Genomic DNA, 22,615 nt, shown 5'->3' with positions numbered 1-22,615 from the left:
CGCTTAGCCGAGGCCGGCGATGCGGGCGTTGCGCTCGCGCTCCAGCTTGGTGATGTAGCGCTGCACATAGGCCAGCATGCCGCGCGGGATGTTGACGAACTCGCAGCCGAGGCGGCGGTTGGTCTTGTTGTTGAGCAGCGTCAGGTCCAGCGAGTTGCGCACGTGCAGCTCGGTCTTGACCTGGCCGATCTCCGGCAGGTCGATGCTGCAGCCGGCGTAGGTCTTGCCGATGGTGTCGCCCAGGATCATCTTGTTGTCGAGGATGGCGATGCCGCCGCAGCTGATGTCGGCCAGCGGGAAGGTGGTGCTGCCGCCCAGCTCGGCCGGCAGCGGGATCACCACCCGCACCGGGTTGCTCACCGGCGTCGAGATGCGGTAATACTCGCGCCGTTGCAGCCGGATCAGCGTCGGTGGGATGGCGATCTTGAACGCTGGGTTGCCTTCGAACACCGCCGCCTCGATCAGGTCGGCCGCGAACAGGATGCGCACCTTGTCGAGCGTGGTCTCGAACGACAGCCGGCGCGAGCCCAGGATGCGCTGGTTCTGCTCCTTGTCGATCGAGCAGTCGAGCAGCACGCTGTTGCCGGCCTCGTCCACATCCAGGATCGAGGTCACGCAGACGTCCGATTCGCCCTGGATCAGCATGCGGATCAACTGGTTTTTTTCGCCGATACCGCGTAGCAGGGAGAAAATCTCCTTCCGTGATTCGACTTCAAAATCGTGCCAGTTTTCCAATTCCGCATCCTGAAAGTGTGGGTACATCTGTCGCCAGTCAAATCAAATTTCGGTCAAGGGGATGCTGGTGTCGGGCGGCGCCGGGAGCGGCAGGCCGGACTTTTGCGCTGATTCAATATGATATAGCCATGCCAACAGTTCCGCAATCGTACGATACAGCGTGGGCGGTATTTGTTGGTCCAAATCTATATCCATGAGCAAAGAGACAAGTTCCTTGGACTCATGGATGAACACGCCGGCTTCCTGCGCCACGCTGATGATCTGTTCCGCCACCAGGCCGCGTCCCTTGGCCACCACCCTGGGCGCCGGGGCGCCGGTTTCGTAGGCCAGGGCCACCGCCTGCTGCAGCGGCCGGCGCGTCGACTCATCCGTCATCGCGGTCCCCCTGGGCGATGCTCAGCGACGACAGCGGCGCGCCGGCCGCCTCCATCGCCGCCTCGAGCGCGCCGGCGTAGGCGCGCAGCGTGACGGCGGTGTCGTCGCTGCCGGTCTGCACCTGGATGTGGACCTGGCCACCGATCAGCGTGACCGAGGCCGACACCGTGCCCAGCGCCGGGAAGCGGAAGCGCACGCCGCTGCGCCAAACTTGCTCCGGCTCGGCGTCGGCGCCGCCTTCGTCCTTGCGGCCGTCGCGCTGCTCGCGGCGGATCTCCCATTGCATCGGCTGGCCCGGCCAGGCTTGGCCTTGCCATTGCACCCGGCCTTGCTCCTGGGTGTGCAGCTGCTGGTTGATCATTTGCGCGGCGCTCAGGTCGGGGCCGTTGGCGGCGGCGCGGGCGGCGTTGTCGCCGCCCTGCGCCAGGCGCTGCATCTGCGGTTCGCGCATCAGTTCGGGCAGCGTGCGTTCGCCCTTGACCCATTGGGTGACGTGGGATTCGTAGAACAGGCCGCTTTGCGAGATGCTGTTCTGCAGTTTTTGCGCCAGTTCGGCGGTGTCCGGCGCGGCGTTGCCGAACAGCGCGGTCTTGCCGATCAGCGCCAGTTGCGCCGCCTGGCCGGTCTGGACCGCGCCCAGCACGGTGGTCAGCGCGCGCGCGGTGCTGCTCAGCGTCGGCGCCGGCGTGCTCGGATCGAGGTCGGGCAGCTCGGCGGCCGGGGTCAGCGGCGCCTTGCCCAGCAACGTCGCGGCCAGGCTTTGCGGCTTGACGGCGTCGGCCGGCACGGCGGAACCGGCGGCGCCGGCAGCGGTCGCCGCGTTGGCTGCGGTTGCCGCTGGGTTGGCCGCCGCATTGGCCGCCGGCTGGCCGGCGGTGGCGGGCAGGGCGGCCGGATTGGCGGCGCCATTGGCCGGCGCGGCGGCGCCGGGCTGTGCCGCCGGAGCAGGCCGGCCCGGCTGGCCGGCGGGCGCGGCTTCGCCGGCGCCGGCGCCCGGACGCGCGCCGGCCGGGGGGGCGGCATTGTTCGGCGCGGCGCCGGGCTTGAGCTGGCCGGGCAGGGCGGGATCGGCGTCGGCCACGGTGCCGCCGTCCGCGCCCGGCGTCGCCGCTGGGTTGGCGGCGGGCGATGCGGGGGCGCCCGCCTGGCCGGTTTGGCCGGGCGCGGCGGGCGGGGTGCGGCCGGGGACGTACACCGCCGAGCCCTGCGACGGCAGCGGCGCGGCGGCCGCCTCGCCGTCGGCATACAGCACGGTGGGATTGCCGCCGGCGGGCGCGTTGGCCAGCTGGAAGGTGGGACGGGGATTGGCGCTGAGCACCGTCAGCGGGATGTCGGCGCCGACCTGGGTGCCGGGCGGCAGCATCATGCGCACCGCGTTGTCGGCTACCCGGACGATGAAGCTGCCGTCCTTGACGCTGGAGATCACCTCGGCGGTGACGGTCTGGCCGACCATGCCCTGCAGCGCGCGCTGGAAGGCGGCCTGGCGGCCTTCGCCGACCGCCGCGCCCGCACCGGCGCCGTCAGCCGGGGTGAGCGGCGTGACGACGGCGGCGTCGAGGCGCGGCAGCACGACGCGCGCCCGCTTTAGACGCTGCCGTAGGCGTTGACCACGCGCCGTTCAGTGCCGGTGGAGTTGATCAGTTTGGACAGTTGATGCATCCACGGCATGGTCAGGTCGCGGATCCGGCGATCGGCGTTGAGCATCTGGCGGATCAGTTCGATCTTGCGTTCGCGCTCGGCGCCGCTCATCGGCAACGGCGTTTCCTGCGCGCGCAGCGTCTGCACGTGGGCGGCGCAGCGCTGCTCCAGCAGCACCAGCGCGTCCCAGTCGCTGCGGGTGGCGGCCTGCACCATCTGCTCGGTCAGGTCGGCCATCGCGGCGTACACGGATAAAACATCTTGAATCGTCATCATGGATCAGGCGCTCGCGAGATTGGTGGGTTGGGCGCCGGTGGCGGCGGGGGTATCGGCGATCGCGTTCCAGGCGTCGCGCAACTCGGTCAGCAAACGCTGCACTTCCTCCAGGATCGCTGGATCGTTGTTGATGTTGGCGGTCAGCAGGCGCCCGCTCATGTACTCGTACAGCGCGTCCAGGCCCTCGGCGATTTCGCCGCCGGCCTTCTTGTCGAGCGCGGCGCGCAGCCCGCTGTCGATGATCATGATGGCTTTGGAGATCGATTTGCCCTTCTCGCCGATGTTGCCGCTGCGAATGCCGCCGAGGGCGCCGTTCAGCGCCACCAGCGCGCCGTCGAACAGCATCACGATCAGCTTGTGCGGACTGGCGGCGACCACGCCGGTTTCCATGCCGACCTTGGCATAGGCGTGCACGCCGGTTTGTCGAGATCCAAACATACTCTGTCTCCTGTTAATGAGTCCGCGGTCAGGCTTTGGCCATGGCCGCGAACTGTTGCGTCAAGAAGGACGCGGTGGTATTCATGCTGGCGATCGAGGTGTCGAGCGCCGTGTATTGCTTGCGGTAGCGTGCTTCAATGTCGGTCAGCCGCGCGGCGAAGGCGTCGCGCTGCTTGGTGATGTCCTTGACCGTATTGTTCAGGCCGGTCGTGCGGCTGGTGATCGCGCCGGTGCTGCCCAGGTAGCCGGCCGCCAGGTTGTTGAGCTGGTAGGCGTAGCCCTGCGAAAAGCCGATGGTGCCGCGCGAACCGATGGCGTCGCCGGTGATGGTCAGCTTCAGGCCCTCGACCGGGGCGCCGGGGCCGCCGGTCAGGTTCTGGCCGTCGCCGGTGGCGGTGTAGCCGCCGATGGTGCCGGCTACGTCGACGCCGTCGACCGAGGCGCCGGCGCCGAACACGTCCGACACCGCCGTGCCGGTGGCGCTGGCGATGTGCAGGTTGGACTTGGCGCCGTAGCGGGTCGAACTCAGCTGGAGCATGCCGTCGTCGCCGATGGTGGCCGAGACGGTGGCGCCGGCGCTGGAGAACGCGCTGACGCCGTTGATCGACGATTGCAGCATGGTCTGCAGCTGGCTCGGGTTGTAGCTGCCGGCCGGCAGGGTGATGGTGGCGGTGTTGGCCAGCGTCGCCGGCTTGGTGTCGTTCAGCGTGACGGTCCAGGTGGTGTCTTCGGCGATCACGGTCTCGGCCGGCAGCGCCACGGTGCCCTTCAGCGTGCCCTGGGTGGCCAGCTGGGTGATGTCGACCCGGTAGTCGCCGGCCTGGGTCTTGCTGGTCGAGCTGGCGAACTTGACGTCGGCATCGGTGCCGCGCCCGACCGCCGCGAACAGGCCGGCGATGTCGTTGTAGTTGCTCTCGATCGCCTTGCCCAGCTTGCTGGTGTCGAGCGTCAGCGTGCCGTCCTTCTGGAACGAGACGCCGATCTGCGACAGATTGGTCAGGCTGGTGCCCTGCAGGCCGGTGATCGAGCTCGACAACTGGCGCCGGATCGACGCCTGCAGGTTGCGCACGGTCGAATCGCCCAGCAGCGCGCCGCCGGTCTTGGTGTCGGCGTTGTAGCCGCTGAGGTCGGTGATCTGCTTGGTCAGGTCGTTGTAGGCCTTGACGAAGCCGGTGACCGACGCGGTCAGCGCGGCGGTGTCCTTGGACACGGTCAGCGTCGAGCTGCCGACCTTCAGCGCGCTGATGGTCACCCCCGGCACCGAGCCGGAAATGCCCAGGCTGGAGCTGGTGAAATCGATGCCGTCGACGGTGCCCTTGGTGTTGGACGCGGCCGCCTTCTGGCTCATGTTTTGCGCCCCGGCCGGATCGTAGGCCAGCAGCTTGCTCAGTTCCTCGTCCGGCGCGCTGCCGCCCGAGCCGGACAGCGTGATCTTCATGGTCGAGCTCTCGCCGGTGGCGGTCGAGGTCAGCACCAGCCGGTTCGGGGTGGCGTTGGTGCCGGTCGAGCCGTCCGAGACGATGCGGGCGGTGACGCCGAAGTTGCCCTTGTTGATCGCCGCCATGATGCCCTGCAGCGTGTTGTTGGAGCTGTCGATGACGATGTTGCCGCTGGTGCGGCTGGAATCGGCGGCGAAGCCGGCGCCCAGGTAGGCGCCGCCGACGCCGGCGCTCAGGCCGGCCCCGGCCGGGTTGGTGCCGCCCACGGTGATCGGGCTGCCGCTGGCGGAAATCAGCGAGATGGCGCCGACCTCGGTGGTGGCCGAGCCGATGTTGGCGGCGCCGGCGGCGTTGCCGATGCCGCCGCTGACCGTGCCCGAGACGCCCTCGGCGATGGTGATGTTGCTGCCGTCGGCGTTGGTGAAGGCGAGGTCGCCGCCGGCGGCGGTGCCGCTGACGGTGATGTTGGCGTCGGCCAGGGCGCGGGTGATGGCGGTGTTGCCGGTCAGCGCGGCGTCGATCGAGGCGGCGCTGACCGCGCCGGCCTCGCCCGGGGCCACGCCGCTGGCCTGCACCGCGATGTTGACGCCGCCCACCGACAGCGCGTAGGTGCCGCCGGCGCTGGTGTCGATGTCGCCGTAGCTGGCGAACAGCGTGGCGTCGGTGACGGTGGCCGAGGCCTTGGCCGAGACGCCGGTGGTGGCGCTCTTGGCGTTGATGGCGTCGGCCAGCAGGCGCGCGCTGCGGGTGGTGCCGTCGGTGGCGATCGCGGTGTTGTTGATGGTCAGCGCGCCGGTGGTCAGGCCGCCGCTGCTGAGCGCCTTGTCCAGCTTGGCGCCGCTCAGGCCGAAGCTGCCGCCGCTGACGGTGCCGAGCGCAAAGTTGATCGTGGTCTTGCCGCCCAGGCCGATGGCGGCGGTGGTCGACTTGTAGCCGCCCGAGGCCAACGTCTGCGCCTGCGCGATCTGGGTGATGTTGACCCGGTAGCTGCCGGGCTGCGCGGTGCCGCTGGCGCTGGTGGTGAAGATCGAGTTGTCGCCCGGCGTGGCGCTCATGGTCTGGAAGCCGGAGAGCGAACTCAGGCTGGAGAGCGAGGACTGGAAGCCGCCGAGCGCGCTCGACAGGTTGCCGAACGCGGACACTTGCGCCAGATAGCTGGCCGATTTCTTGTCGAAATCGTTCAGCGGCTGCGATTCCACCGACATCAGTTTGCTGACGATGGTGTTGACGTCGATGCCTGAGCCGATGCCGGGTGAAGAGATGCCCACGTTGTGCTCCTAAGTAAAGCAATAATATAAGACAGTATCGGCAGAATCAAACCGGACTTGAGAGGGGGGAATACCGGCCTGTTCGGTCAAAGCGGAAAAAACAGGCAGCGGTGGGTCCGACGGGCATCCGGCGCGGGGCGTGGCCCGAGAGATTCGTCAGGTCGGCGCTCCCGGAACAGGATGCCATAAGAAAAGAAAAAGCGGCGCGCGCTGGGCGCGGCCGCTTCAGGCGGTTTGCTGGATCAGCAGACCGGTGCTGGACTTCGATTCCAGCGCCTTGGCGATTTCCAGCGCCTCGGGGGTCGGAATCTGCCGCAGCACTTCCTTGGTGGTCTGGTCAACCACCTTGACCACGGTGCGCTTGCTGTCGGTGTCGACCGAGAACTCCAGGCCCTGCGACTTGGCCTGCGACGACTTGTTCAACTGCGACACGGCCTCGTTGACCTGGGCCAGCGACGGCGCCGCGGACGGCGCCCTCACCGCGGCGGCGGTCTCGACGGCGGTGGCCGGTGCGCGCGCGGCGCCCTGGGCGAGCGCCGCGTCGGTGCCGACCGGGGTGCGGTCGGCCTGGCGGGCCGAGGTGGCCGAGCCTATGGTATCGATAGTCATGATGCTTCCTTTGTGAAAAATCCCCGACGGATGAAATCAGTCGGGGAACCTGGTCAGGACGGCGCGGGTGGGCGCCGTCTCATCCCCGGATTTTAGCCACGCAGCAGCGACAGCACGCCGTTCGGCAACGAGTTCGCCTGGGCCAGAATCGCGGTACCGGCTTGTTGCAGGATCTGGCCGCGGGTCAGGCTCGCGGTTTCCGCAGCAAAGTCGGTGTCCTGGATACGGCTACGCGAGGCCGACAAGTTCTCGGTGGTCGTGTTCAGGTTCGAAATGGTCGAGGCGAAACGGTTCTGGATCGCACCCAGCGCGGCGCGGTTGCTGTTGATCTGGTTCAGCGCCGAGTCGATGGTCTTCAGTGCCGCGTTGGAGCCGGCGACGGTGCTGACGTCCAGCTTGGCCACCGCTTGCAGGTCGGAACCGACCGCGGTGCCGGCGGTGCCGCCGATGATGGCGGTACCGGTCGAGGCGATCGAGAAACCGCTGTCCGACGAGAACGACAGCGTGCCGCCGACGGTGACCGAGGCCGGGGTGGCCGTGGTGCCGCTGTTCGGAATCGCGATCCCGGTCGACGGTACTTCAGCCGTGGTGCCGTTGGCCGGGGTCGGCGCGCCGGCGATCAGGGCGGCGCCCAGACCGGTGGCGGTGTCGGCCAGCAGGTTGTTCAGGCTGATGTCGTCGCCGTTGCTGTTGTTCAGCACCAGCGAGGTGGCGCCGCTGGCGCCGTCCTTCTTGACCGACGCGGTGACGGCGGTGGTGCCGCTTTGCGCGTTGATCGCCTGGGCCAGGGCCGACAGGTCGCCGCCGACCACTTTGGCCGAGATCGTCACCGGCTTGGAGTTGGCGTCGTTGGCCTTGGAGTTGGCGCCGCGCAGTTCGAACTGCACCGAACCGTCGGTGATGCCGGTGATGGTGGCGGTGGTCGAAGCCTGGGCGCTGACGCCGGTGGTGCCGCTGAGCGAGTTGATGTTGGCGGCGATCTTGCCGGCGCTGGCGCCGGCGGTGACCAGCAGGTCGGTGCTGATGCCGGCGCCGGACTTGATCGACAGCGTTTCATCGGCGGCGATGTTGTTCTGGCCGTCGGTGGCGCCGCCGGCGATCGGCTGCGACAGGGCGCTGGTCAGGGTGTTGCCGGTGGCCGACTTCAGGGTGTTGTTGCCCAGGTCGGTGGCCTTGGCCGATTGCACGCCGATGTTGATGGTCTGGCCGGAGTTGGCGCCGACCTGGAACTGGGCCGAGGTCAGCGAGCCGTCCAGCACGTTCTGGCCGTTGAACTGGGTGGTGTTGGCGACGCGGTTCAATTCGTTCGACAGCGCCGAGACCTCGTTCTGGATCGATGCGCGGTCGGAATCGGAGTTGGTGCCGTTGGCGGACTGGACGGCCAGTTCACGCATACGCTGCAGCAGGTCGCCGGCGGTGCTCAAGCCACCCTCGGCCGTTTGCGCCAGCGAGATACCGTCGTTGGCGTTACGTGCGGCCGTGGTATTGCCCCGGATTTGCGACGTGAAACGCTCGGAAATCGCCAGACCGGCGGCGTCGTCCTTGGCGCTGTTGATGCGCAGACCGGAGGACAGGCGTTGCAGCGAAGTCGACAGCGAAGCTTGCGAGGTGGTCAGGTTACGTTGCGAATTCAGCGAGGAAATATTGGTATTGATGACTTGTGCCATGATGTTTCTCCAAACAGGTACTTCATTGTGGGCTGGATGCCTCAGTTCCCCTTGGTCTGTCTCCGTGTTCCGAGACAATCAAACCGCAGTTGTAGTCACTAACGGTTGCTCTGCGGGAAAATTTAGGGTTGGAAACACGACTAAATTTTATCTTTCAGGGCTAAAGTTCGCTTCGCCTTCCCGTTTAAACGACCGCGCGGCGCGAATCTTTAGGGTAAAAATAATTATATTTCGCGCCGTGTGCGGACGAAAAAAAAGCCCGGCGGGCGCCGGGCTGGGGGCAAACAGGACCGCAACGATGTCTAATCGGCCACCACCACCCGGTTCTTGCCGGTCTGCTTGGCGGTGTACATGGCCTTGTCGGCCCGCTTGACCAGCTCGGTCTGTTCCTCGTTCGGGCGGCGCAGCGCGACGCCGGCCGAGAAGGTGATCAGCACTTTCTCGTTGTCGTGCAGGAAGAAGTGCTTGGTCAGCTCGCGCTGCAGCCGGGTCATCGTGCTCGCGGCCGCCTCGACCGTGGTTTCCGGCATCAGGATCAGGAATTCCTCGCCGCCGAAGCGGGCGATCACGTCCATCGAGCGCAGCGTGTCCTTGACGATCTTGACCAGGTGCTTGAGCGCGGCGTCGCCGGCGATGTGGCCGTAGGTGTCGTTGAGCTTTTTGAAATCGTCGAGGTCGAGGATGGCGATGCACAGCGGCGTGCCGCGGCGGTCGGAGCGCGCGGTCTCGCGCTCGAACACGTCGTCCAGGCCCCGGCGGTTGAGGCTGCCGGTCAGCTGGTCTTCGCGCACCAGCTCGCTCAAATGCTGCAGCTTGGCCTCCAGCGTGTGGATGCGCTGTTCCGCGTCCTGCACCTCCTGCCGCGCCAGCACCATCTTGTCGCGCGCCTTCAAGGCCTCGCTCTGCACCAGCCGGGTTTCCTTGAGCACCTCGTCGAGAATGCTGTTGAGTTCGGCGATATTGTCGGCCTTGCTGATCTTTTCCGAATAGCCGCCGATCTTCTCGTGGAAGTCGCCGGTCGACGCCGCCACTTGGCCGAGGCGGTCGATGAAGGTCATCATCATGTTCTTGACGGTGAGCTTGACGTCCGACAGGCTGTGCTTGAGCTGGCCCTGCTTGTAGATGACCTCTTTCAGGCTGCGCGTGGCTTCCTCCAGCGCGCGCACGTCGAGCGGGCCGGCGATCAGGTTTTGCACCGCCTCGATCTGGCCGCGCAGCCAGCTGTCGTCGTCCAGCAGCTCGCTGACGTTTTCCAGCAGCAGCTTGAACAGGCGCAGCAGCAATTCCTGCTGTTCGCCGCTGTCGCCGCCGCGCAGCTCGATCTGGAAGCACAGTTGCTTCAACCGCAGCGCGATCTCGGCCAGCGCCTCCTCGCTGTGGGCCAGCTTGGTGGCGGCGCCCAGCGATTCGGCCTCGGCCACCAGCACCGGCGCGCCGGACAGCAGCGAGGCCACGGCGAAGGTCAGGGTGCGGCTCAGCAGTTCGCGCAGGGTGCGGGTTTGTTCGTCCTCGGCCGCCAGGCCGGCCACTTCGATGCCGCCCTTCTTGCCGACGAAATGCTTTTCCACCAGCTGCGACAGGGTCTTGGCGTAGCCGTCCCAGTCGCGCGACTTGACCGCGCGGTTGAAGCGGCGGCCGAAGTCGGCCAGGTCGCCGCTGTTCTCGGTGAGCCGGGTGGCGAACTGGCTCAACACCGATTCCGGCCCCGGATCGACGCTGCCCAGCGGCGCGGCCGGCGCGGCGGCGGCCGGCTCGGCGGCGACGCCGGCGATTTCGTTGTAAATCTCGCGGTAGGCTTCCGGCGTCGGCGCGATGCGGCGCGTGGCGAGGCGGCGGAAGGCCTCGCGCGCGATCTCGGCCGGATTCTGCTCGGGCGTGGTGGGTTTGCTGGACATAGTGCAGGCGGCCTCTTTAGGGATTCTCTATTACACCATGATAAGTCATTGTCCTGGACGGCATAGCCTGAATAAAGGGCGGGAAGGCGTCTTTCATCGCAGCATTAAACGTGTTCGATCCGGCAAGGCGCGCGCGCCGCCGCGCCGCCTTATTCTATCAATTGATTCTTGATCGCGTAGTGCGTCAGTTCGGCGCTGTTTTTCAGCTTCATCTTGACCAGCAGCCGGGCGCGGTATTCGCTGACGGTCTTGACCGACAGCGACAACTCCTTGGCGATCACCCCCACCGTCTTGCCGGAGGCGATCATGGTCAAGGTCTGGTACTCGCGGTCGGACAGCGTGTCGTGCGGCGGCGCCTCGTGGTCCTCGCCGACGTGGTTGGCCAGTTCCTGCGCCAGCGCCGGGCTGATGTACTTGAGGCCGCCGGCCACCTGGCGGATCGCCGTCACCAGCTCGCGCGGCGCGCTCTGCTTGGTCAGGTAGCCGGACGCGCCGGCCTTCAGCGAGCGGATCGCGTACTGGTCCTCGCGGTGCATCGACAGCATCAGCACCGCCAGCTCCGGTTTTTCCTTCTTGATCTGCTTGAGCACCTCGATGCCGCTGCGGTCCGGCATCGAAATGTCGAGCAGCATCACCTGGCACTCGGACTTGCGGAACAGCTTGATGGCGTCGACGCCGTTCTCGGCCTCGCCGGCGACCACGATGTCGCGCGTCTCGGCCAGGATCTGTTTCAAGCCCTCGCGCACGATGGCATGGTCGTCGGCGATGAAGACCTTGATGGTGGCTTTTTCTGTCATGTGAATCTCTGAACCCTGGTGTAAATTTCGCGCCCGCGCGCCGTGAGGCGTGCTATTTCGCGGCGGAAATGTTTTCTCCAGCTATTGTAGCGCCAGCGGCGGCCGCGATGAGGCTCTCGCGTGCGGTATCTTGCTTAATTTTAATCGCGACCACGGTGCCGCCGCCGGCGGCGTGGCTCAGCGTCAACGTTCCGCCCAGCGCGCGCGCCCGTTCCGCCATGCCGCGCAGGCCGAACGAGGCCGGCTTGCTGCGGTCGGCCGGGCGGATGCCGCGTCCGTTGTCGCTGATTTTCAGGCTGACGTGGTGGCGCAGCCGCGCCAGCTTGACCGTCACCTTGCCGGCGTGAGCGTGCTTGGCGATATTGGTCAGCGCCTCCTGGGCGATGCGGAACAGCGCCGTGGCCTGGTCGTTGTCGAGCGCGATCTCGCGCTGGTTGGCGCTGAACTGGGCCTCGATGCCGCTCTGCCTGGCGAACTCGCCGACCTGCCACTCCAGCGCCGCCACCAGGCCCAGGTCCAGCAGCGCCGGGCGCAGGTCGAGCGAGATGCGGTGGATGGCGTCGATGGTGCGGTCGACCAGGGCGTCGACGTAGTCGGTCTTGTCGCGCAGCGCCGGGTCGGCGCCGGCGCCGCTGCTGTCGATGCGCGCCGCCAGCATCGCCAGCGCCATCTTGATCGCGGTCAGGTTGCCGCCCAGCTCGTCGTGGATCTCGCGCGCGATGCGGGTGCGCTCCTGTTCCTTGACGCGATCGGTGTGGGCGCTCAGCTCGGCCAGGCGGGCGCGCGAATGGCGCACCTCCATCTGCTCCTGCTTGCTCTCGGTGATGTTGGTCATGATGCCGTCCCAGCGCACCGCGCCGTCCGGCTGCGCGTGCGGGGTGCAGCGCAGGTTGATCCACTTGACGTCCTTCCACGCCTCGACCCAGATCCGGCCCTCCCAGTTCCAGCTCCACAGCGCCGTGGCCGACGCCTGCATCGCGTCCTGGTAGGATTTGCGGTCGTCGGACAGGATCAGTTCCAGAAAGCGCTCCGGGTGCTGGCGCAGGTCGGCGGCGGTCAGGCCGAGCAGCGCCTGGCAGCCGTCGCTCAGGTAGGGAAAGCTGACCTTGCCGTCGGGGTGCAGCGCGAACTGGAACACCAGTCCCGGCGTGTTGGAGACGATGGCGTCGAAGCGGGCGCGGACTTGTTCCAGCTCCTCGGCCATCGCCTTGCTGTCCTTGTGTTGTCGGGATGCCGCGGTCATGGTCTCTTTAATGGTGGGGTCAGGCGCGCCAGCGGGCGCGGAAACGTTTCAGCAGGCGGCGGAAGCGCGCGGTCCAGCTGCCGGGGCGCGGCGCGGCGTGCTGGCGCCAGTGGCGGAAGGCCTTGGCCAGCGCCGTCACTTCGCGCCAGGCGGCGGTGGCGCGTAGCCGTTCGATCCAGCGCTCCTTAAGCGCCAGAAACCAGGTCAGCAGCGCGGCGAACCAGACGATCGACAGCAACACCGGCCGCGTCAGCAAATACAGCCGCGCCACCGCCGCCGCGCCGCCCAGCTTGGCCAGCACGATCACCAGCAGCCCGGTGAGCGGATAGCCGTTGGCCATCGCCCACAGCGCGATCAGCTTGACCGGAAACAGCAGCGTGGCCGGCAGCACGAACAGCACCAGCGCCGCCTTCGGGCCGAGGCGGCAGATCCAGGCCTCGAGCCGGTGCAGCGGCGGCCAGGCGGCCAGCCGGCTCATGCCGCGCATGCCGAGCTCCCACAGCCAGTCTTCCAGCAGCAACAGCAGGGCCGCCAGATACACCAGCGGCGCCAGCAACCAGCGTTGGAATCGGTAGAATGGTCTCATTGTGGGCAGCGTTGTTCCTTAGGCATCATGATACGTGAAAGACGTTACAATAGGCCGCATGAATAAAGCATTTGTCAAAGAGTCGGATCAGGACGAGGATGAAGAGGCGGCGGCGCTGGCCTTGGCGATCCCGGCCGGCTCGAAGAACTACATCCGTCCGGAAGGCTATCAGCGCATCAAGGACGAGCTGCTGCGGCTGATCGACGTCGACCGGCCGGAAGTGGTGCGCATCGTGCATTGGGCCGCGTCCAACGGCGACCGGTCGGAGAATGGCGACTACATTTACGGCAAGCGGCGGCTGCGCGAGATCGACCGCCGCATCCGTTTCCTGACCAAGCGCATGGATTCGGCCGCGATCGTCGACCCCAGCGTGCATCATGGCAGCGACCAGGTGTTCTTCGGCGCCACGGTCACCTACAGCAACCAGCATGATGAAACCCGCACCATCACCATCGTCGGCATCGACGAGCTCGATCCATTGAACGGCAGGATCAGCTGGGTGGCGCCGGTGGCGCGCGCGCTGACCAAGGCGCGCGAGGGCGACACCATCACCTTCCAGGCGCCGCACGGGGTGGAGGAGCTGGAGATCCTCGAAGTGAGCTACCCGGCGCCGGCCGCCGATTAAGCAAGGCGTTTGAGCGTGGTCAAGCTGGTGTGTCCGGCGTTTGCTATGTTGGCGGCATACTTCCGGGAGACATGCCATGCCACGCGCTTCGAGAGCATTGCTGTCAGCGGTGCCGCTGCATGTGATTCAGCGTGGGCATGACAGGCAGCCGTGCTTTTTTGTCGATCATGATTTTCATGCGTATCGGGAATGGCTGCATGAGCAGGCGTTGTCGGTTCAGTGCAGCGTGCATGCGTATGTATTGATGAGTAATCACGTGCATTTGTTGCTCAGCGTGCCGGACGCGCCGCGTCTGGCGGCGATGATGAAGGGCGTGGCGCAGGCTTATGCGCAATATCTAAATGCGCGGCAGCGGACCACCGGCACGGTGTGGGATGGACGGTACAAGAGCTGTCTGGTGCAGACGGAGGGATATTTCCTGATGTGCCAGCGGTATATTGAGCTCAATCCGGTGCGGGCGGGAATGGTGCGTTTCCCCGGGAATTACAAGTGGTCCAGCTATCGGGCGAATGCCGAAGGCCGGCACGACGCGCTGGTGGCGCCACATGCGATGTACCAGCGTCTGGGGCGGGATGCCTCGGAGCGCAGGCAGGCGTACCTCCGGCTATTTCAAGAAGCCTTTACCCCGATACAGATCGAACAGATTCGCGCCGCAGGCAATCGGGGTGGGGTGTTGGGGGACAAACAGTTCATCGCCAGCGCAAAACCTGCCCCGCAACCTTAAGCGATACGCATGATGTACCGCTTAAGGGTCAGACCCCGTACGGGGTCTGACCCTGCCTGGCAGTGCGGGGTAGCGCTAGCTGCGCTCGCGCAGAATGCGGTTGACGCCGGCCACGCGGCGCACGTTGCGCAGCAGGCCCGCCAGGTGCACCCGGTCCTTCACCTGGATGGTGAAACGCAATTGGTGCAGCACGTGTTCCTTGTCCTCGTCCATGCCGACATAGATGATGTTGGCGTCCGATTCGCCGATCTCCGCCGCCACCCGCGCCAGGATCCCTTTTTCGTTGTTGATCAGCAGCTTGATGCGGCTGTCGAAACGGCGGTTCAGCTCGGTGCCCCACTTGACCGCGATCCAGCGGTCCGGCTCCTTGGCCTTCTGCCGCTTGGCCAGCGTGCAGTCGAAGGTGTGCACCAGCAAGCCCTGGTCGCGGCGCAGCTGGCCGATGATCGAGTCGCCCGGGATCGGCAGGCAGCACGGCGCCAACTGCACCGAGACGCCTTCGCTGCCGCAGATGGTGACCGGGTCCAGCTCTGCCGCGCTGTTGTGGTCCACCGGCGCGCTGGCCGATTCGCCGCCGCGCAGGCCGAAGATGTGCCGCGCCACCAGCGCCGCCATGCGCTTGCCGATGCCGATGTCGGCATGCAGCTCGTCCATCGACTTGGCGCTCGATTCGTTCAGCAGCCGTTCGATCAGGTGCTCTTCCAGGTCGGACTGCATGCCCAGCGACGATAGCGCCTGCGCCAGCAACTGCTGCCCCAGCGTGATCGATTCCGGCAGGTTGATGGTGCGCAGATGGTGGCGGATCGCCGAACGCGCCTTGCCGGTGCGCACGAACGACAACCAGGTCGGACTCGGCCGCGACGACGAATCGGTCACGATCTCGACGATGTCGCCGTTGCGCAATTCGGTGCGCAGCGACGCCGGTTCGTTGTTGATCGTCACCGACACCGTGTGGTCGCCGATGCCGGTGTGGATCGAGTACGCGAAGTCGATCGGCGTGGCGCCGCGCGGCAGCGCGATGATCTTCGATTTCGGCGTGAACACGTACACCGAATCCGGGAACAGGTCGACCTTGACGTGTTCCAGGAATTCGGCCGAGTCGCCGGTCTGCTGCTGGATGTCGAGCAGCGATTGCAGCCACGCATGGGTGCGCTGCTGCAGGTCCGACATGTTCGCGTCGCCGTTCTTGTACAGCCAGTGCGCGGCCACGCCGGATTCGGCGGTGCGGTGCATTTCCTGGGTGCGGATCTGGAACTCGACCGGCGTGCCGTACGGGCCGATCAAGGTGGTGTGCAGCGACTGGTAGCCGTTCAGCTTGCGGATCGCGATGTAGTCCTTGAACTTGCCCGGCATCGGCTTGTACAGCGAGTGCAGCGTGCCCAGCGCGACATAGCAATTCGGGAAGCTGTCGACCACCACGCGGAAGCCGTACACGTCCAGCACCTGCGAGAACGACAGGTGCTTGCTGCGCATCTTCTTGTAGATGCCGTACAGGGTTTTTTCGCGGCCGTAGACCTCGGCCTCGATCTCCGCCATCGCCAGCGTGTTCTTGACCGACTCGAGGATTTTCTTGACCACCTCGCGCCGGTTGCCGCGCGCCGCCTTCACCGCCTTGCCCAAGGTGCGGTAGCGCATCGGATACAGGTGCGAGAACGACAGGTCCTGCAGTTCGCGGTAGATGTTGTTCAGGCCGAGGCGGTGCGCGATCGGCACGTACACTTCCATCGTCTCGCTGGAGATGCGCGCCTTCTTGGCCGGCGCCATCACCTCCATGGTGCGCATATTGTGCAGGCGGTCGGCCAGCTTGATCAGGATCACGCGCACGTCGGACGCCATCGCCAGCAGCATCTTGCGGAAGTTTTCCGCCTGCGCTTCGATCTGGCTCTGGAACTCGATCTTCTCCAGCTTGGACAGGCCGTCGACCAGATTGGCCACCGGCGCGCCGAAGCGTTCGATCAGCTCGTCCTTCTTGACGTCCTGGTCCTCCATCACGTCGTGCAGCAGCGCCGCCATGATCGCTTGCGCGTCGAGTTTCCAGTCGGCGCAGATCTCGGCCACGGCGATCGGATGCGAGATGTACGGCTCGCCCGACTTGCGCACCTGGCCGAGGTGCATTTCGTCCGAGAAGCGATACGCTTCCTTGACCTTTTTCAGGTCGGCGGCGGTCATGTACTCGGCGAGTTTTTCGGTCAGGTGCGTGACCGAGGCGACGCCGGCGGTCAGGGTGGGCGTGGCCAGGGGCGACGAAGAAATCACAGGCGGGGCGGGGGCTGGTGCGGATGAGGCGATGGTGGAGACGGTGCTATCCCCTGCGTTTGCTCCGGACACGGCTGCAGCCGGCGCTTTGGCCGGCTGTTTTGCCCTGGCGGGCTTGCCGCTAAGTGTCGGATCGGCAGGGATCGGATTCATACGTGTGCGTTCCGTCTAATGAGAATGTCTAATACTACTGCTAAACCACATCATTCACATTATTGGGAACGCGGGCCCAACTTACATTGGGACCTTTTTCAGCATTTCGATACCCACTTTGCCGGCGGCGATTTCGCGCAGCGCGACGACGGTCGGCTTGTCCTTGGCTTCGACCTTCGGGGTATGGCCTTGCAGCAGTTGGCGTGCGCGATAGGTCGCGGCCAGCGTCAGCTGGAAACGGTTAGGAATATTTTTCAGACAATCTTCAATTGTAATGCGGGCCATCTTAACTCCTAAAATCTTGTGTATTTATTCAGCGTGGATACCCAGTTGGGCAAATAGCGAGGCGTTGCGCGCCGCTTGTTGCGCAAACCGGCAACGGGCCGCTCTCACAATCGCCGTCAGTTCCGACAGGGCGACTGCAAATTCTTCGTTGATGATAGCATACTCGAACTCCGGAGCGTGGGCGATTTCGCCGCCCGCCGCCAGCAGCCGTTTGGTGATCACGTGCGGTTCGTCGGTGGCGCGTTTATTCAGGCGTTCCTCCAGCGCGGCGATCGACGGCGGCAGGATGAAAATGCCGGCCGCCTGCGGGAATTGCTTCTTCACCTGGCGCGCGCCCTGCCAATCGATTTCCAGCAGAATGTCGGTGCCGGTCGCCATCTGTTCTTCCACCATCAGGCGCGAGGTGCCGTAGTAATTGCCGTGCACTTCGGCCCACTCGAGGAACTCGCCGGCCTTGGCGCGCGCGACGAAATCCTCGGCGCTGGTGAAGTAGTATTGCTGGCCGTGGGTTTCGCCCGGACGCGGCGCGCGCGTGGTGGTCGAGATCGACAGCTTGATGGTCGGCTCCTGCGCCAGCAGCGCGTTGACCAGCGTCGACTTGCCGGCGCCGGACGGCGCGACCACCATGAACAGGCTGCCCGCGAATGCGTTGGTTGAACTCATGTCTATCCCTCAAAAACGTAGACGGGCGCGCGATGTCGTCGCCCAAAGACGTATTTTACCAAGAGCAAGGACAGCCATCCAATTTACAGCAAGGTGAGCAGATGTTGCGCCGCCGCCGGCGCGCGTTCCTTGGCGCCGTTGATGAAGTAAACGTAGACCTCGCCCGACTTCGCCTCTTGCTGCCATTGCCTGGCGGTGGTGGCCCACTGCTTCAATGCCGGCTTGGTGTAGCCGGTGGCGATGCCGCTTTGCGCGTCCATCAAGCGGGCGTAGACGAACTCGCCGGTGACGTCGGTGAAGTTGGGATATTTGGGCGAGTCGGTGATCACGGTGGCGACCTTGTACTTGCGCGCCAGCTTCAGGTAGTCGTCGCACAGGAAACTGTCGTGGCGCGCGTCCAGCACGTGGCGCAGCTTGCGCGTGCCCAGCTTGGGCGGCAGCAGCTTGAAGAAGGCTTCGACGTCGGCGGGGTCGAACTGCTTGGTGGCCGCCAGTTGCCACAGCAGCGGACCGAGCTTGTCGCCCAGTTCGTTCAGGCCGCTGTCGATGAAGCGCTCGATCGACTCGCCGGCCTCGGCCAGCACCTTGCGGTTGGTGGCGTAGCGGCTGGCCTTGACGGCGAACATGAAATCGTCCGGTGTGCGCGCGGCCCAGGAGGCGAAGTGTTCCGGCTTGGCGGTGCGGTAGAAAGTGCCGTTGATCTCGATGCTGGTGACCTGGCTGCTGGCGTATTCCAGCGCCTTTTTCTGCGGCACATCCTTGGGGTAGAAGGTCTCGCGCCACGGCGCGAACTCCCAGCCGCCTATGCCCACCCGAATCTGTGCCATGCGTCTCTCCTTGCAAGTCGATGCGGTGATGATAGCGGTATTTTCACGGCGGCCCTTTTCGATTCGGGAAGCGGCCCCATCATGTTGGTTTCCTCCACTCTAGGGACTGTTTATGAACGATCTGATCGTCGTCGCCACCATCACCGCCAAGGAAGGCAATGAAGCCATCGTCCGCGCCGCGCTGGAGCGCGTGGTGCCGCATAGCCGCGCCGAAGCCGGTTGCCTGCGCTACGATTTGAACGTGGACCTGGGCAACCACGCCAGCTTCATCATGCTGGAAGCCTGGCGCGACGAGGAAGCGCTGGCGGCGCACGAAGCCACGCCGCATTTCCAGGAACTGGTCGCCAGCATCGGCGGCAAGGCCGACATCCAGATCGTCAAGCTGAACCAGCTGGTCTAAGCTCAGTCCGGCGTGAAGGCCTTGGCGGCGGCCAAGGTGTCCAGCGCTTCGCGCAGCAGCTTGATCTTGCCGTTTTCAGCGACCAGGCGGCCGGCGTAGGTTTGCTTGTAGAGCTTGCCGGTCGACAGCACCTTGGCCTCGACGCTGTATTCGCCGAAGGCCTGGTCCTCGCCGTCGATCAGCAGTTCGATGTCCTTGAAGCGGAAGTCCGGCACGTTCTTCAGCAGGCCGGCGATGAACGATTCGATCGCGACCGGGCCGACGGCGCGCGCGTTGATGCCCAGCGATTTCAAGGACGGCAGTTCCAGCACGCCGTCCTCGGCGAACAGCGCCGCTGCGGCGGCTGGATTCTGGATGTTGGCGAGGTAGTCGTTCAGCAGTTTGGTGGCGGTTTTCATGATGTCGCTTTCTGGAAAGAGGAAGAAGTGAGATCACTTTAACGCCGCCTCATTATTTGATAAATGGGATGTAAACGAATACCTTGTGCATACAGGTGAATAATCCCGCAGGCGTATCCGCGTTTTCGACGTCCTGCTCCCCGGATCCGGCATTCCGTCCCAAACTCGTTTCAGCTCCCCGCGCATTTGCCTACACTGGCGCCACCTTGATAATGTGGAGGAGTGCGGCATGGCCCAAGCGACCAACTGGATGTGCGGATTACTCATGGCGTTGCCGTTCGCGGCGCAGGCGCAGATCGACCTGACCACGCTCGACCGCGACATGGCAGGTCCCCGGGCGCAGATCCTGGTGCTGGGCACGGCCCACCTGAGCGGCATGCCGGCCGGCTTCAAACCGGGCGCGCTGGACGGCGTGATCGCGCGGCTGGCGGCGTACAGGCCGGAGATCATCACCATCGAAACCGAGTCCGGCGAGGAATGCGACCTCGCCGCGCGCCATCCGGCCAAGTACGGCCCCGACTACTGTCCCCCGACCGACGCCGCGCAGGCGGCCACCGGCCTGGACGTGCCGGCCGCCATCGCCCAAGTCGACAAAACCCTCAAAGCCTGGCCGGCCGAAGCAACCCCGGCGCAGCGGCGGCGCCTGGCCGCGACCTTCCTGGCGGCCAACGACCGCGCCTCGGCCTACGTGCAATGGCTGCAACTGCCGGAAGCCGAGCGCCGCGCCGGCGACGGCATCAACCCGGCGCTGCTGGACGCGCTCGACAAGGTTAGCAAGCGCAACAACGAGAACTACCTGGTGGCCGCGCGGCTGGCCGCGCAACTGGGCCTGCAACGGGTGTACGCGGTCGACAACCACACCGGCGACCGCATCGACGTGCCCGACATCAAAGCCTTCGTCCGCTCGATCGAGTCGGCCTGGGCCGAGGGCGGCGCGGCGATGAAGGCACAGGACCAGCGCGACGGCGAGCTGTCGCAGGCGCCCGACTTGCTGCCGCTGTACCGCGCCCTCAACCAGCCGGAAGCGCTGCGGGTGCGCGCCGACGCCAACGTCGGCGCCGCCATGCGCGGCAAGTCGCCGCAAGGTTATCCGCAGATCTGGGTGGCGGGCTGGGAAATCCGCAACCTGCGCATGGTCGCCAACATCCGCGAGACTTTCCGCGAACGCCCCGGCGCGCGGGTGCTGACCATCGTCGGCGCCACCCACAAGCCATGGTTCGACGCCTGGCTCGGCCAATTGCAGGGTGTGGACATGGTCGACGCGGCGGCCGTGCTGAAGTGAGGCCGCATCAAAACAAAGGGAGCCGAAGCTCCCTTGAGGTTTATTCCAGGTTCTGCACCTGTTCGCGCATCTGCTCGATGAGCAGCTTGAGCTCCATCGACGCGTCGGCCAGTTCCTTGACCGAGGCCTTGGCGCCCAGCGTATTGGCTTCGCGGTTCAGCTCCTGCATCATGAAATCGAGGCGCTTGCCGACCTGGCCGCCTTTTTTCAGAATGTGACGGGTCTCGGTCAAGTGCGCCGACAGACGGCCCAGTTCCTCGGCCACGTCGATGCGGATGCCGTACAGGATTACTTCCTGGCGGATGCGTTCCAGCGCGTCCTGGCGCGACAGCGCCGAATTCGAGCCCTGGCAAGCCAGGCCCAGCGCGTCCTGCATGCGCTCGACGGCCTTCTGCTGAAAGGCTGCGACCACCTGCGGGATCAGCGGCGTGATGCGCTTGACGATCACTTCCATCGCCTCGATGCGCGAAGTCAGCATCGCTTCCAGCGCCGCGCCTTCGCGCTGGCGGCTGATCACGAAGGCTTCGACGGTGCGGGCGGTCAGCGTGGCGACGTCGGCCTGCAGCGATTCCTGGCCGATCTGCGCTTCCTCGATGACACCGGGCCAGCGCAGCAGTTCGGCCACTGACATCGTTTGCACGCCGGGGAAATGGGTGCCGACTTCGGCCTGCAAGCGTTGCAATTCAGTCAATAACGGCAAATTCAGCGCCTGGGCGCCGGTGGTGGCCGCCTTGCGCCCGAAGCTGAGCCGCAACTCGACCTTGCCGCGCGTGATCGCGGCCATGATCGCGGAGCGCAAATCGGGTTCAAGCGCGCGCAAATCGTCGTTTATTCGAAACTGAAGATCCAAAAACCGAGAGTTAACACTCTTGATCTCGATAGTCAGTGTCCCCGCCGCACTTTCACTGGTGGCGACCGCGTAGCCCGTCATACTGGAAATGCTCAATGGATATCCCCGATTTAATCTTTACAAAACAGTGATTTATCCACACAATCCGGGTGTTGAGGCGAGGAGCACTATGGCTGCACAGAACAACGCCCCGTTACCAGATGGTCTGGAAATTGCTGGATATCGCATTGTAAAGAAAATTGCGTCCGGTGGGTTCAGTATTGTTTACCTGGCGTATGACACCGACGGCGTCGCGGTCGCAATCAAGGAATATTTACCCAGTTCACTGGCCTTGCGGCAAGAGGGCGAACTGGTGCCGGCCGTCTCCAAAGCCAATCTGCCGGTGTTCCGCATCGGTTTGAAGTGCTTTTTCGAGGAGGGCAGGGCGCTGGCCCGCATCGCCCATCCGAATGTTGTCAGCGTGCTCAATTTCTTCCGCGCCCACGACACGGTGTACATGGTGATGGCCTACGAGTCGGGCCATTCCTTGCAGGAGCATATCCAGCGCCAGCGGACCAAGGGCAGCAAGGTGGGCGAAGCCTTCATTCGCGCCATCTTCACCCAGGTGCTGAAAGGGCTGCGCGAAGTCCACGCCAACAAGCTGCTGCACCTGGACCTGAAGCCGGCCAATATCTACCTGCGCACCGACGGCACGCCGATGCTGCTGGACTTCGGCGCCGCGCGCCAGACCGTCAACAACGACATGCCGACGCTGACGCCGATGTACACTCCCGGCTTCGCGCCGCCGGAGCTGTACACCAAGACCGGCGGCCTGGGGCCGTGGTCGGACATCTACAGCATCGGCGCGTCGATGTTCGCCTGCATGGTCGGCTCGCCGCCGCAGCCGGCCGACCAGCGCAAGACCGAGGATAAAATGGCCGGCCATTTTGAAAAGCTCGAAGGCCGCTATTCGCCGGAGCTGGTCAAGCTGGTGCGCTGGTGCCTGGAGATCGATCCGCTGGAGCGGCCGCAAAGCCTGTTCGCGCTGCAAAAAGTGCTGCAAGTGCCGGTGGCCCTGGCCCCCGAGGCGTCGCCGCCGCCGCAAGGCATGATGAATAAGCTCGGAGACGGCCTGCGCGGCCTGGTGGGACGCCTGGGCGGCATCGCCAAGCCGAAGGCCAAGGCCGGCCCGGACACGTTGGTCTAA

Annotated in this window: 23 protein-coding genes; 5 read left to right on the top strand and 18 right to left on the bottom strand. The window is 65.4% G+C overall.

Going from position 1 to position 22,615, the window contains the following annotated elements; translation table 11 throughout:
* Positions 1 to 3 precede the first annotated feature (3 nt).
* From GW587_RS08790 to GW587_RS08735, 12 genes are all read right to left on the bottom strand, one after another.
* Entirely contained in the window at positions 4 to 762 is a 759-nt protein-coding gene (locus tag GW587_RS08790; RefSeq protein ID WP_166101175.1) for a flagellar brake protein, read from the bottom strand.
* 15 nt (positions 763 to 777) lie between these two features.
* Positions 778 to 1,110: an EscU/YscU/HrcU family type III secretion system export apparatus switch protein gene (locus GW587_RS08785; protein ID WP_166101173.1), complete on the bottom strand. Its 333-nt coding sequence runs from the start codon at positions 1,108 to 1,110 to the stop codon at positions 778 to 780.
* Positions 1,100 to 2,680 carry a flagellar hook-length control protein FliK gene (fliK, locus tag GW587_RS08780; protein WP_371875561.1) on the bottom strand — a complete coding sequence of 527 codons (1,581 nt, stop codon included), beginning with the start codon at positions 2,678 to 2,680 and terminating at the stop codon, positions 1,100 to 1,102. Before fliK ends, GW587_RS08785 begins: the two co-directional genes overlap by 11 nt.
* 14 nt (positions 2,681 to 2,694) lie before the next feature.
* Positions 2,695 to 3,024 (bottom strand): flagellar protein FliT, encoded by a 330-nt coding sequence (locus GW587_RS08775; RefSeq protein ID WP_166101171.1) that lies wholly within the window; start codon positions 3,022 to 3,024, stop codon positions 2,695 to 2,697.
* 3 nt (positions 3,025 to 3,027) lie between these two features.
* Positions 3,028 to 3,462 (bottom strand): flagellar export chaperone FliS, encoded by a 435-nt coding sequence (gene fliS / locus GW587_RS08770; protein WP_166101168.1) that lies wholly within the window; start codon positions 3,460 to 3,462, stop codon positions 3,028 to 3,030.
* A gap of 28 nt (positions 3,463 to 3,490) precedes the next feature.
* Positions 3,491 to 6,169, bottom strand: coding sequence for a flagellar filament capping protein FliD (gene fliD, locus GW587_RS31815; RefSeq protein ID WP_166101165.1), 2,679 nt, complete (start codon positions 6,167 to 6,169; stop codon positions 3,491 to 3,493).
* A 225-nt stretch (positions 6,170 to 6,394) separates the two neighbouring features.
* Complete coding sequence (locus GW587_RS08760; RefSeq protein WP_166101163.1) at positions 6,395 to 6,778, bottom strand: flagellar protein FlaG; 384 nt, start codon at positions 6,776 to 6,778, stop codon at positions 6,395 to 6,397.
* A gap of 92 nt (positions 6,779 to 6,870) precedes the next feature.
* Positions 6,871 to 8,445 (bottom strand): flagellin N-terminal helical domain-containing protein, encoded by a 1,575-nt coding sequence (locus tag GW587_RS08755; RefSeq protein WP_166101160.1) that lies wholly within the window; start codon positions 8,443 to 8,445, stop codon positions 6,871 to 6,873.
* A gap of 302 nt (positions 8,446 to 8,747) precedes the next feature.
* Positions 8,748 to 10,340, bottom strand: coding sequence for a GGDEF domain-containing protein (locus tag GW587_RS08750; RefSeq protein WP_166101158.1), 1,593 nt, complete (start codon positions 10,338 to 10,340; stop codon positions 8,748 to 8,750).
* Between the two features lie 149 nt (positions 10,341 to 10,489).
* Positions 10,490 to 11,137: a response regulator gene (locus tag GW587_RS08745; protein WP_166101156.1), complete on the bottom strand. Its 648-nt coding sequence runs from the start codon at positions 11,135 to 11,137 to the stop codon at positions 10,490 to 10,492.
* 52 nt (positions 11,138 to 11,189) lie between these two features.
* Entirely contained in the window at positions 11,190 to 12,380 is a 1,191-nt protein-coding gene (locus tag GW587_RS08740) for a sensor histidine kinase (protein WP_166101153.1), read from the bottom strand.
* A gap of 19 nt (positions 12,381 to 12,399) precedes the next feature.
* Entirely contained in the window at positions 12,400 to 12,966 is a 567-nt protein-coding gene (locus GW587_RS08735; protein WP_166101149.1) for a hypothetical protein, read from the bottom strand.
* A gap of 58 nt (positions 12,967 to 13,024) precedes the next feature.
* Between GW587_RS08735 and greB the strand changes: the two genes are divergently transcribed.
* Together greB and GW587_RS08725 are read left to right on the top strand one after the other, a co-directional pair.
* Positions 13,025 to 13,591 carry a transcription elongation factor GreB gene (greB, locus tag GW587_RS08730; protein ID WP_166101146.1) on the top strand — a complete coding sequence of 189 codons (567 nt, stop codon included), beginning with the start codon at positions 13,025 to 13,027 and terminating at the stop codon, positions 13,589 to 13,591.
* A 76-nt stretch (positions 13,592 to 13,667) separates the two neighbouring features.
* Positions 13,668 to 14,315, top strand: coding sequence for a transposase (locus GW587_RS08725; RefSeq protein ID WP_166101142.1), 648 nt, complete (start codon positions 13,668 to 13,670; stop codon positions 14,313 to 14,315).
* Positions 14,316 to 14,390: 75 nt separating this feature from the next.
* Here GW587_RS08725 and GW587_RS08720 read toward each other — a convergent pair whose 3' ends face one another.
* From GW587_RS08720 to GW587_RS08705, 4 genes are all read right to left on the bottom strand, one after another.
* A complete protein-coding gene (locus tag GW587_RS08720; RefSeq protein WP_166101138.1) occupies positions 14,391 to 16,724 on the bottom strand; it encodes a RelA/SpoT family protein in 2,334 nt (777 codons plus the stop codon).
* An 81-nt stretch (positions 16,725 to 16,805) separates the two neighbouring features.
* On the bottom strand, positions 16,806 to 17,009 hold the full coding sequence (rpoZ, locus tag GW587_RS08715) for a DNA-directed RNA polymerase subunit omega (protein WP_019922806.1): 204 nt from the start codon (positions 17,007 to 17,009) through the stop codon (positions 16,806 to 16,808).
* Positions 17,010 to 17,033: 24 nt separating this feature from the next.
* The gene (gene gmk, locus GW587_RS08710) at positions 17,034 to 17,672 is read right to left on the bottom strand and encodes a guanylate kinase (protein ID WP_166101136.1); all 639 of its coding nucleotides are present in this window, start codon (positions 17,670 to 17,672) and stop codon (positions 17,034 to 17,036) included.
* A gap of 83 nt (positions 17,673 to 17,755) precedes the next feature.
* The gene (locus GW587_RS08705; protein ID WP_166101133.1) at positions 17,756 to 18,499 is read right to left on the bottom strand and encodes a DUF72 domain-containing protein; all 744 of its coding nucleotides are present in this window, start codon (positions 18,497 to 18,499) and stop codon (positions 17,756 to 17,758) included.
* 112 nt (positions 18,500 to 18,611) lie between these two features.
* On the opposite strand from GW587_RS08705, the gene GW587_RS08700 reads away from it, so the two are divergent.
* Positions 18,612 to 18,899 carry a putative quinol monooxygenase gene (locus GW587_RS08700; protein WP_166101130.1) on the top strand — a complete coding sequence of 96 codons (288 nt, stop codon included), beginning with the start codon at positions 18,612 to 18,614 and terminating at the stop codon, positions 18,897 to 18,899.
* Positions 18,900 to 18,901: 2 nt separating this feature from the next.
* Here GW587_RS08700 and GW587_RS08695 read toward each other — a convergent pair whose 3' ends face one another.
* Positions 18,902 to 19,297, bottom strand: coding sequence for a nuclear transport factor 2 family protein (locus GW587_RS08695; protein WP_166101128.1), 396 nt, complete (start codon positions 19,295 to 19,297; stop codon positions 18,902 to 18,904).
* Between the two features lie 229 nt (positions 19,298 to 19,526).
* Between GW587_RS08695 and GW587_RS08690 the strand changes: the two genes are divergently transcribed.
* Positions 19,527 to 20,579: a DUF5694 domain-containing protein gene (locus GW587_RS08690; RefSeq protein WP_166101125.1), complete on the top strand. Its 1,053-nt coding sequence runs from the start codon at positions 19,527 to 19,529 to the stop codon at positions 20,577 to 20,579.
* Between the two features lie 40 nt (positions 20,580 to 20,619).
* Here GW587_RS08690 and GW587_RS08685 read toward each other — a convergent pair whose 3' ends face one another.
* On the bottom strand, positions 20,620 to 21,510 hold the full coding sequence (locus tag GW587_RS08685) for a YicC/YloC family endoribonuclease (RefSeq protein WP_166101629.1): 891 nt from the start codon (positions 21,508 to 21,510) through the stop codon (positions 20,620 to 20,622).
* A gap of 88 nt (positions 21,511 to 21,598) precedes the next feature.
* Here GW587_RS08685 and GW587_RS08680 point away from each other — a divergent pair, with 88 nt between their 5' ends.
* Positions 21,599 to 22,615 carry a serine/threonine protein kinase gene (locus GW587_RS08680; RefSeq protein ID WP_166101123.1) on the top strand — a complete coding sequence of 339 codons (1,017 nt, stop codon included), beginning with the start codon at positions 21,599 to 21,601 and terminating at the stop codon, positions 22,613 to 22,615.

The organism is Duganella aceris (genome assembly GCF_011090165.1).
GTDB classification, from domain to species: domain Bacteria; phylum Pseudomonadota; class Gammaproteobacteria; order Burkholderiales; family Burkholderiaceae_D; genus Rugamonas; species Rugamonas aceris.
Note: the sequence above shows the minus strand (reverse complement) of the source record. Positions and strands in the feature narration are given on the sequence as shown.

Coding starts and splice junctions, on each gene's coding strand:
- GW587_RS08735 (WP_166101149.1), bottom strand. CDS start 12,966: ATGAGACCATTCTACCGATTCCAACGCTGGTTGCTGGCGCCGCTGGTG.
- gmk (WP_166101136.1), bottom strand. CDS start 17,672: ATGAGTTCAACCAACGCATTCGCGGGCAGCCTGTTCATGGTGGTCGCG.
- GW587_RS08695 (WP_166101128.1), bottom strand. CDS start 19,297: ATGAAAACCGCCACCAAACTGCTGAACGACTACCTCGCCAACATCCAG.
- rpoZ (WP_019922806.1), bottom strand. CDS start 17,009: ATGGCCCGCATTACAATTGAAGATTGTCTGAAAAATATTCCTAACCGT.
- GW587_RS08755 (WP_166101160.1), bottom strand. CDS start 8,445: ATGGCACAAGTCATCAATACCAATATTTCCTCGCTGAATTCGCAACGT.
- GW587_RS08740 (WP_166101153.1), bottom strand. CDS start 12,380: ATGACCGCGGCATCCCGACAACACAAGGACAGCAAGGCGATGGCCGAG.
- GW587_RS08700 (WP_166101130.1), top strand. CDS start 18,612: ATGAACGATCTGATCGTCGTCGCCACCATCACCGCCAAGGAAGGCAAT.
- GW587_RS08680 (WP_166101123.1), top strand. CDS start 21,599: ATGGCTGCACAGAACAACGCCCCGTTACCAGATGGTCTGGAAATTGCT.
- GW587_RS08790 (WP_166101175.1), bottom strand. CDS start 762: ATGTACCCACACTTTCAGGATGCGGAATTGGAAAACTGGCACGATTTT.
- GW587_RS08725 (WP_166101142.1), top strand. CDS start 13,668: ATGCCACGCGCTTCGAGAGCATTGCTGTCAGCGGTGCCGCTGCATGTG.
- GW587_RS08785 (WP_166101173.1), bottom strand. CDS start 1,110: ATGACGGATGAGTCGACGCGCCGGCCGCTGCAGCAGGCGGTGGCCCTG.
- GW587_RS08690 (WP_166101125.1), top strand. CDS start 19,527: ATGGCCCAAGCGACCAACTGGATGTGCGGATTACTCATGGCGTTGCCG.
- greB (WP_166101146.1), top strand. CDS start 13,025: ATGAATAAAGCATTTGTCAAAGAGTCGGATCAGGACGAGGATGAAGAG.
- GW587_RS08705 (WP_166101133.1), bottom strand. CDS start 18,499: ATGGCACAGATTCGGGTGGGCATAGGCGGCTGGGAGTTCGCGCCGTGG.
- GW587_RS08720 (WP_166101138.1), bottom strand. CDS start 16,724: ATGAATCCGATCCCTGCCGATCCGACACTTAGCGGCAAGCCCGCCAGG.
- GW587_RS08760 (WP_166101163.1), bottom strand. CDS start 6,778: ATGACTATCGATACCATAGGCTCGGCCACCTCGGCCCGCCAGGCCGAC.
- GW587_RS08750 (WP_166101158.1), bottom strand. CDS start 10,340: ATGTCCAGCAAACCCACCACGCCCGAGCAGAATCCGGCCGAGATCGCG.
- GW587_RS08745 (WP_166101156.1), bottom strand. CDS start 11,137: ATGACAGAAAAAGCCACCATCAAGGTCTTCATCGCCGACGACCATGCC.
- GW587_RS08685 (WP_166101629.1), bottom strand. CDS start 21,510: ATGACGGGCTACGCGGTCGCCACCAGTGAAAGTGCGGCGGGGACACTG.
- fliS (WP_166101168.1), bottom strand. CDS start 3,462: ATGTTTGGATCTCGACAAACCGGCGTGCACGCCTATGCCAAGGTCGGC.
- GW587_RS08775 (WP_166101171.1), bottom strand. CDS start 3,024: ATGATGACGATTCAAGATGTTTTATCCGTGTACGCCGCGATGGCCGAC.